The sequence below is a fragment of the Gordonia sp. NPDC003504 genome, from assembly GCF_053587995.1.
Genome location: NZ_JBSFPC010000033.1, coordinates 1 through 1,253, shown reverse-complemented (window position 1 = coordinate 1,253; position 1,253 = coordinate 1). Strand labels below are relative to the sequence as shown.

At 64.6% G+C, this 1,253-nt stretch carries 1 protein-coding gene and 1 other annotated feature; the gene reads left to right on the top strand.

Features of this window, described 5'->3' with window-relative positions; translation table 11 throughout:
• Positions 1 to 52: 52 nt before the first annotated feature.
• A protein-coding gene (locus tag ACWDPV_RS24140) for an IS3 family transposase (protein WP_449745007.1) occupies positions 53 to 1,253 on the top strand; the annotation gives its coding sequence in 2 pieces (ribosomal slippage) (positions 53 to 341 and positions 341 to 1,253; 1,202 coding nt annotated over the 2 pieces). This gene is flagged as partial in the annotation.
• Positions 331 to 459: a sequence feature (AL1L pseudoknot), on the top strand. It overlaps the preceding gene by 129 nt.

Here is a 1,253-nt window from a genome sequence, read left to right as displayed (position 1 = left end):
TGAATCGCCCCGGGTTTGTCGGAGGCTCTCGAATCTGTGAAGGATGGAGAGTATGGCAGCACCACGGAAGTACAGCGTTGAGCTGAAGGAGCGGGCGACGCGGATGGCGGTGGAGGCCCGCAAGGACCCGGTCACGCGGCCGGGAGCGCTCAAACGGATCGGGGATCAACTCGGTGTGCACCCGGAGGCGCTGCGGACCTGGGTCAAGCAGGCCGAGATCGATGGCGGCGTTCGACCGGGTACCACGACCAGCGAGGCTGAACGGATCGCGCAGCTGGAACGGGAGAACCGTGAGCTGCGGCGGGCGAACACCATCTTGAAGCAGGCATCGGCTTTCTTTGCGGCGGAGATCGACCGCCCGCAGCGCTGATCGTGGAGTTCGTCGCCACTCATCGTGGCGAACATGGAGTCGATCCGATCTGCGCGGCCCTGAGAGATACGGCCGCCCAGATCGCTCCGTCCACGGTGCGAGCCCATCTGAGTTCTCGACGAGTCGAGGCGCCACGGGTGGTCCGTGACCGCGAGGTCCTCGGCGAGATCCGCACTGTGCATGCCGATAATCTCGGCGTCTACGGTGCCCGCAAAGTCCATGCCGAACTACACAGAAAGGGTGTCCGCGTGGCCCGCTGCACTGTCGAACGGTTGATGAAAGCTGATGGGCTGCAGGGGATAACGAGAGTGAAGACGCGCAGGACCACGTGCAGCGAGGGGGCCGAAACTCCGCGACCGGCAGATCGTGTGGAACGGCAGTTCACCGCGGCGGCGCCCAACGCGCTGTGGGTAGCGGACCTGACCTATATCCGCACCCACTCGGGGTGGGTGTATGCCGCGTTCATCCTTGATGTCTTCTCGAGGATGGTCGTGGGCTGGCAGGTCTCGACCACCATGCGCACCGACCTCGCGCTCGACGCCCTGGATATGGGGTTGTGGGCGCGGTCGCGTGCCGGCCAGGACGTGGCCGGGCTGATTCACCACTCCGACCGCGGCGCCCAGTATCGAGCCATCCGTTACACCGAACGCCTCGCCGAAGCCGATGCGGTGACTTCTGTTGGCTCTAAGGGTGATTCGTATGACAATGCGATGGCCGAGGCGTTCAACTCGCTGTTCAAGGCCGAATGCATCCGCAACCCAGTGATGCGTCCTCGGGGTGGCTGGGGTGGTGTCGGCGAGGTCGAGATCGCCGTCGCCGAGTACATCGATTGGTTCAATCACCGCCGTTTGCACGGCGAGATCGGCCACGTCCCACCCGTCGA